Source organism: Streptomyces sp. LS1784, assembly GCF_020103755.1.
Classification (GTDB): Bacteria; Actinomycetota; Actinomycetes; order Streptomycetales; family Streptomycetaceae; genus Kitasatospora.
In genome coordinates, this window is sequence record NZ_JAHSQD010000454.1 from 1 (window position 1) to 6,726 (window position 6,726).

A 6,726-nucleotide genomic window follows, 5' to 3' on the forward strand; every position below is an offset into this window, starting at 1 on the left:
GGCGCACCCGGGGGCACGGCGTGGCCGCCCGGGTGGCCGGGGTGTCCCTGGGCCGGCGCCGACTGCGCGCCGTACCCCGGCGCCGGGTGGGCCGGGATACGGGCCGCCTGCGGGTGCGGCGCCGGGCGGTAGGGCTGGAACTGCTGGTCGGACGGGCCCCAGTAGCCGGGGGCGTCAGGGGCGTCGTTCATCAGACCTCGAGCAGCTCGGCTTCCTTGTGCTTCAGCAGCTCGTCGACCTGGGCCACGTACTTGGCCGTGAGGTCGTCGAGCTCCTTCTCGGCGCGGCGGCCGTCGTCCTCGCCGACCTCGCCGTCCTTCACCAGCTTGTCGATGGCGTCCTTGGCCTTGCGGCGCACCGAACGGATCGAGACCTTGGCGTCCTCGCCCTTGGTACGGGCGATCTTGATGAACTCCCGGCGGCGCTCCTCGGTCAGCTCGGGCAGCACCACGCGGATGATCGAGCCGTCGTTGGACGGGTTGACGCCCAGGTCGGAGTCGCGGATCGCCTGCTCGATGGCCTTCAGCGCGGTCTTGTCGAACGGCGAGACGACCGCCATCCGCGGCTCCGGCACCGAGAAGGAGGCCAGCTGGTTGATCGGCGTCACGGCGCCGTAGTACTCCGCGACGATCTTGGCGAACATCGCCGGGTGCGCGCGGCCGGTGCGGATGGCCGCGAGGTCGTCCTTGGCGACGCTGACGGCCTTCTCCATCTTCTCCTCGGCCTCGAGGAGGGTCTCTTCGATCACTGTGGTCTCCCTGTCCGGTTCATCTGCTGTTGTCCCGACCGGTGTCGGCGCGGTGGCCGGTCGCGGCACCGGCGCCGTCCCGTACGGCTGGTTGCTGCTCAGGCCCGGACAGAATCCTGGCTGATGAGTGTGCCGATCTTCTCACTCTTCACCGCACGCGCGATATTGCCCTCCGCCAGCAGTTCGAAGACCAGCATCGGAAGGTTGTTGTCCTTGCACAGCGTGATCGCGGTGAGGTCGGCGACCTTGAGGTCGCGCGCGATGACCTCGGAGTACTCCAGCGCGTCGAACTTGACCGCGTCCGGGTTGGTCCGCGGGTCGGAGTCGTAGACGCCGTCCACGCCGTTCTTGCCCATCAGCAGGACGTCGGCGTGGATCTCCAGGGCGCGCTGGACGGCCGTGGTGTCGGTGGAGAAGTACGGCATGCCCATACCGGCGCCGAAGATCACCACGCGGCCCTTCTCCAGGTGCCGGACGGCCCGCAGCGGCAGGTACGGCTCGGCGACCTGGCCCATGGTGATGGCGGTCTGGACCCGGGTCTCGATGCCCTCCTTGACCAGGAAGTCCTGCAGCGCCAGGCAGTTCATGACGGTGCCGAGCATGCCCATGTAGTCGGAGCGGGCCCGGTCCATGCCGCGGACCTGGAGCTCGGCGCCCCGGAAGAAGTTGCCGCCGCCGATGACCACCGCGACCTCGGTACCGGCGCGGACGACGGTGGCGATCTCCCGGGCGATCGCGTGCACGACGTCCGGGTCGACGCCGAGCCCGCCACCACCGGCGAAGGCTTCACCGGACAGCTTGAGCAGCACCCGGCGGCGCGAGCCGGCCGTGGGGTCCTGCGCGGTCTCCTGCGTCTCCTGCATGGACTTCTCCTTTTTGCACCTACTGGTCACAGGCGCGGGTGTGCGGATGCCCCGCCTGCGTGTACACGCGAGGAGGCCACTGCCGCGGGAACCGGTTCGGTGTCCTGCACGGCAATGGCCTCCTCGTCGTTCATGGTGCCGACGCGAGCCCGCCCGTTGGCGGTAGGCGCGGGGTGAGCCCGTTCGGCGTTCCTCCCGCCCCGGTCAGCGGGCGGGGGCGGTTCCCAGCGTAAGGGCGCCGGGGACCAGGTGGAACGTGGCTCAGGCGCCGACGCGGAAGCGGGCGAAGCGCTTGAGGGCGACGCCGTTCTCCTCGAGAACCTTGGCGACGGTCTTCTTGTTGTCCTTCGCGAAGGCCTGCTCCAGGACGGAGTTCTCCTTCACGAAGCCGGTGACGCGACCCTCGACGATCTTCGGCAGGGCGGCCTCCGGCTTGCCCTCCTCGCGGGCGGTGGCCTCGGCGACGCGGCGCTCGTTCTCGAGCTCCTCGGCCGGGATCTCCTCGCGGGACAGGTACTTCGGCGCGAAGGCGGCGATGTGCTGCGCGACGTCCTTGGCGACCTCGGCGTTCTCCTTGTCCAGCTCGACCAGGACGCCGACGGCCGGCGGCAGGTCGGGGCTGGTCTTGTGCAGGTAGACCGCGACGAAGCCGTCACCGTCGAACTGGGCGAAGCGACGGAAGACGATCTTCTCGCCCAGCGACGCGTTGGCCTCGTCCACGAACTGCTGGACGGTCTTGCCGGCCTCGATCTCGGAAGCCAGGGCGGCGTCCAGGTCGGCCGGGGCCGACTTGGCGACGTGGGCGGCGATCGCGTCGGCGACCTCGACGAACTTCTCGCCCTTGGCGACGAAGTCGGTCTCGCAGTTCAGCTCGACCAGGACGCCGGACTTCTTGTCCTCGGCGATCAGCGCGGCGACGGCGCCGTTGGAGGCGTCGCGGCCCTCGCGCTTGGCAACGCCCTTCTGGCCCTTGATGCGCAGGAGCTCGACGGCCTTCTCGACGTTGCCCTCGGCCTCGTCCAGGGCCTTCTTGCAGTCCATCATGCCGGCGCCGGTGAGCTCACGGAGCTTCTTGACGTCCGCGGCGGTGAAGTTCGCCATGGTGTGAATCTCTTCTCGCGTCTCGCGTGTCTGCGTGGAGTGGCGCCGGGACCGGTGGTTCGGTCCCGGCGCGGGAGAGAGGGGCACCCGCCGGCTTCGCACCGGCGGCTGCCCCTCACCCTTGGTACGTCAGGCCTGCTCGGCCGGCGCCTCGGTGGCGGGGGCCTCGGTGGCGGGAGCCTCGGTGGCGGGAGCCTCGGCGGCGGGGGCCTCCTCAGCCTTCTTCTCGCCCTCGAGAAGGTCCTTCTCCCAGGCGGCCAGCGGCTGGTCGGCACCCGGCTCGGCCTTGGCGTCGCCCTTGGCGACACCGGCGCGGGACTTCAGGCCCTCGGCCACGGCGTCGGCGATCACACGGGTCAGCAGGGTGACGGAGCGGATCGCGTCGTCGTTGCCCGGGATCTTGTAGTCGACCTCGTCCGGGTCACAGTTGGTGTCGAGGATGGCGACGACCGGGATGTTGAGCTTCCGGGCCTCGCCGACCGCGATGTGCTCCTTCTTGGTGTCCACGATCCAGACGGCGCTGGGAACGCGCTGCATGTCGCGGATACCGCCGAGGGTCTTCTCCAGCTTGTCGTGCTCGCGCTGGAGGACCAGGAGCTCCTTCTTGGTGAGGCCGGAGCCGGCCACGTCCGAGAAGTCCAGCTCGCCGAGCTCCTTCAGGCGCTGGAGGCGCTTGTAGACGGTCGAGAAGTTGGTCAGCATGCCGCCGAGCCAGCGCTGGTTCACGTAGGGCATGCCCACGCGGGTGGCCTGCTCGGCGATGGCCTCCTGGGCCTGCTTCTTCGTGCCGACGAAGAGGACGCTGCCGCCGTGGGCAACGGTCTCCTTGATGAACTCGAAGGCGCGGTCGATGTAGTTCAGCGACTGCAGGAGGTCGATGATGTAGATGCCGTTGCGCTCGGTGATGATGAAGCGCTTCATCTTCGGGTTCCAGCGGCGGGTCTGGTGACCGAAGTGGACGCCGCTCTCCAGCAGCTCCCGCATCGTGACGACGGCCATTGCCGTGCTCCTTGGTGTTACGGCCCGGCGGCGGCACTGCCTCGCAGCGATCGCCCACAGCCGGGTCAGGCTCGGTTTGTCCGTGGCGGCCAGGTGACAGCCACGCCTGACGCCCCGAACGTGCCGAGCCGCTTCTGCCCTCCCAACCCTGGGGCCGGTCGGGCTCGGCGGACCGAGCGGCACTCGCACCTGGCGGGGCTGCGGACGAACCGCGTCCGACCGCCGGTGGCGGGGCGTGCGAAGTCGACCCGGCGGACCGGGTCGCGTGTGAAGTGTACGGGAAGCGCCGAGGGACGAGCGACTCCACGCGTGGCCGGGGGCCCGCCGAGGACCTGGGGGGAGCCCGGGGAACGGCCGGGGCGGGCGGGTTCCGGTGGGGCTGCGGCGGGGTCGGGGCGGGGGCGCTGGGCGCAGCCTGGGGTGGGCGCGGGTGTGGGCTCCGGAGTGGACGCGGGCTGGTCGGCCGCCCGCCCGAGGTCCGTCGCCGATATGCCGTTTGTACACCGGATGGCGGCGTCCGTACACCCGCCGGAGGGACGGCGCTCGGGCGCACGGGCGGTTTGTCCACAGGAATCCGGATGTGGGTGGTGCGGGGGCTACGGGGTGGTGAGGCTGCGGGCATGACTGGTCGTGGGTGGTTCGTCGGGGTGACCGCGGTGATCGGGGTGGTTCGGGGCCTGCGAGGGGTGCTGTCCGCGGTGGTGGCGGTGGTGCTCGTCCTCGTGCCCGTGCTGTCGGGGACTGCGGATGCCTTGGATGCCTCAGGAGCCTCGGGAACCTCAGGGGCCTCGGGAACCTCAGGGGCCTCAGGGGCTTCGGGAGATGCCGGCGCGGCCGGTGTCCCGGGCTCGGTTGGCGGGGTCGGGCGGGGTGGTGTTGAGCGGGCCTGGCCGGTGGGCGGGCCGGGCGGGCTGCTGGGCAGGTTCGAGCCGCCGGCGAAGGTCTGGGCCGCCGGGCACCAGGGGGTGGACCTCGCCGGCCTACCAGGGACGGAGGTGCGGGCGGCGGCTCCTGGAGTGGTCACGTTCTCCGGGCCGGTGGCCGGGCGGCCGGTGGTGACCGTCTCCCACCCCGGCTCGGGCTCTCCCCCACTCCGGACCACCTACCTGCCCGTCACCGGCACTGTCCCGGTCGGCACCCCGGTGGGCGCCGGGCAGGTGATCGGGCTGCTCGCCCCGGACGGACGGCACTGTGCCGGGCGCGACTGCCTGCACTGGGGGCTGCTGCGCGGAAGCCGCTACCTGGACCCACTGGCCCTGTTCGGCGCGGGCACGGCACGGCTGCTGCCGTTGGACGGCGGTGGCGGGTAGGGCGCACCGTCGCGCGCCAGTCGGCGGCAAGCCGGGCCGGGGTAGCGCCGGATCCAGGACCGGGCCGAGGCCGGGCCCGGGCCTGGGCAGGGCCGGGGCCCGGCTCAGGGACGGACGAGCCCGTGCAGCACCATCGCGACGGCGGCGTCGGCGATCCCCTCGGGACTCTCGGTCGCACAGCCGGCGCGACCCCCGGCCGCGGCCTGCTCGGCCCTGCGGGTCGCCGCCTCCACGACGCCCTGGACCAGGGCTGCGGCGAGCCGGGGCTGCTCGTGGCCGAGGTCCTCCAATGTCCGGCCGACCAGACCGGCCAGCCTGCCGTGCGCTGCCCTGATCCGCTCACGCGCGGCCTCGTCGAGTTCCAGCGTCGAGATCGCCACCACCGCGCGGTGCCGGGGGTCGGCGGCCAGCGCCAGCTGGCCTCGGACGTAGGCCTCGATCCGCTCGACGGCGGTGTCGCAGCTCTCCATCCCGGCCTCGATCTCGGCCGCCCAGAGCGGGAGGTCCACCTCGCAGAGCGCCTCGACCACGGCGGCGCGGGAGCGGAAGTACTCGTAGACCGAGGAGCGCGCCAGCCCGGTGCACGCCGCGAGCGCGGGGAAGGTCAGGGCCTCCATGCCACCCTCGGTGAGCAGGGTGCGGGCAGCATCGAGGAGGGCTGCACGCTGGAGCTGGCGATGCTCGGCCACCGTGGCCGCTCGGATCTTCGGCACGCTCCCACTGTACGGAGCCCTACCTCCGGCCGGTACGGCGCCGCGCATCGCGAGGAGGCGCAGGCCCGACGACCGGTTACTGCCGGCTGGGGTGCGGCGCCCGGCTACCGACGCCCTATCGGATGTCCGACAGCTTGGCGCGCAGCTGGAGGACGGACTTGGTGTGGATCTGGCTCACCCGGCTCTCCGTCACCCCCAGCACCTGTCCGATCTCGGCGAGGGTGAGTCCCTCGTAGTAGTAGAGCGTCACCACCGTCTTCTCCCGCTCGGGGAGGGTGTTGACCGCCTGGGCCAGCAGCCTGCGCAGTTCTCGGTCCTCGGCCACCTCGACCGGGTTGTCCGCGCCGTGGTCCTCCAGGGTGTCCATCAGGCTCAGCCGGTCGCCGCCCTCCCCCACCGGGTGAAGCAGTTCGTCCAGCGCCACCACGTTGGCCAGCGACAGCTGGCTGAAGATGGCGTGCAGGTCCTCGATCGCGATGCCCATCTCGGCCGCGACCTCGGGCTCGTGCGGCGTCCGGCGCAGCCTGGCCTCCAGCGTCGCGTACGTCCGCTCGACCGCCTTCGCCTTCTGCCGCACCGAGCGCGGGATCCAGTCCAGGGCACGCAGCTCGTCGATGATCGCACCGCGGATGCGGCTGATCGCGTAGGTCTCGAACTTGATGGCGCGGTCGATGTCGAACTTCTCGATCGCGTCGATCAGCCCGAAGACCCCCGAGGAGACGAAGTCCGCCTGTTCGACGTTGGAGGGCAGACCGACCCCGACCCGGCCCGCCACGTACTTGACGAGCGGTGAGTAGTGCAGGATCAGCTGCTCGCGCAGTCGCTGGTCCCCGGTCTCCTTGTAGGAGCGCCAGAGCTCTTCGAGCGCGGTGCGGCCCTGGGCCGCGGCCTCCCGGGCGTCCCGCCCCCGATCGCCGTCCGCCGCCCTCTCCCGGCGGGGCGGGGACACCGGCGAGGCGAACGGCCGGGAGGCGACGCCCCGGGCCGGCGCA

Annotated in this window: 7 protein-coding genes and 1 pseudogene; 1 reads left to right on the forward strand and 7 read right to left on the reverse strand. The window is 71.6% G+C overall.

Annotated elements, in window-relative coordinates; translation table 11 throughout:
* The 5 genes and pseudogenes from KS423_RS34360 to rpsB form a co-directional block, all read right to left on the reverse strand.
* Positions 1-191 (reverse strand): annotated as a pseudogene (locus KS423_RS34360) (stress response protein); the annotation flags it as partial.
* Positions 191-748 carry a ribosome recycling factor gene (gene frr / locus KS423_RS34365; RefSeq protein WP_224283672.1) on the reverse strand — a complete coding sequence of 186 codons (558 nt, stop codon included), beginning with the start codon at positions 746-748 and terminating at the stop codon, positions 191-193. The gene frr and the pseudogene KS423_RS34360, both read right to left, overlap by 1 nt.
* Before the next feature lie 98 nt (positions 749-846).
* On the reverse strand, positions 847-1,611 hold the full coding sequence (gene pyrH, locus KS423_RS34370; protein WP_224283673.1) for a UMP kinase: 765 nt from the start codon (positions 1,609-1,611) through the stop codon (positions 847-849).
* A 261-nt stretch (positions 1,612-1,872) separates the two neighbouring features.
* Entirely contained in the window at positions 1,873-2,712 is an 840-nt protein-coding gene (gene tsf, locus KS423_RS34375) for a translation elongation factor Ts (RefSeq protein ID WP_224283674.1), read from the reverse strand.
* 129 nt (positions 2,713-2,841) lie between these two features.
* Positions 2,842-3,711, reverse strand: coding sequence for a 30S ribosomal protein S2 (gene rpsB, locus KS423_RS34380; RefSeq protein ID WP_224283675.1), 870 nt, complete (start codon positions 3,709-3,711; stop codon positions 2,842-2,844).
* Positions 3,712-4,604: 893 nt separating this feature from the next.
* Here rpsB and KS423_RS48200 point away from each other — a divergent pair.
* Positions 4,605-5,021, forward strand: coding sequence for a M23 family metallopeptidase (locus KS423_RS48200; RefSeq protein WP_224283676.1), 417 nt, complete (start codon positions 4,605-4,607; stop codon positions 5,019-5,021).
* Between the two features lie 104 nt (positions 5,022-5,125).
* On the opposite strand, the gene KS423_RS34390 is transcribed toward KS423_RS48200, so the two are convergent.
* Together KS423_RS34390 and whiG are read right to left on the reverse strand one after the other, a co-directional pair.
* The gene (locus KS423_RS34390; protein WP_224283677.1) at positions 5,126-5,710 is read right to left on the reverse strand and encodes a TetR/AcrR family transcriptional regulator; all 585 of its coding nucleotides are present in this window, start codon (positions 5,708-5,710) and stop codon (positions 5,126-5,128) included.
* A gap of 139 nt (positions 5,711-5,849) precedes the next feature.
* Positions 5,850-6,683, reverse strand: coding sequence for an RNA polymerase sigma factor WhiG (gene whiG / locus KS423_RS34395; RefSeq protein ID WP_224283678.1), 834 nt, complete (start codon positions 6,681-6,683; stop codon positions 5,850-5,852).
* Positions 6,684-6,726: the final 43 nt, after the last annotated feature.

Excerpts from the sequence above, each read along its gene's own strand:
- tsf (WP_224283674.1), bottom strand. The coding sequence starts at position 2,712 with ATGGCGAACTTCACCGCCGCGGACGTCAAGAAGCTCCGTGAGCTCACC.
- rpsB (WP_224283675.1), bottom strand. The coding sequence starts at position 3,711 with ATGGCCGTCGTCACGATGCGGGAGCTGCTGGAGAGCGGCGTCCACTTC.
- pyrH (WP_224283673.1), bottom strand. The coding sequence starts at position 1,611 with ATGCAGGAGACGCAGGAGACCGCGCAGGACCCCACGGCCGGCTCGCGC.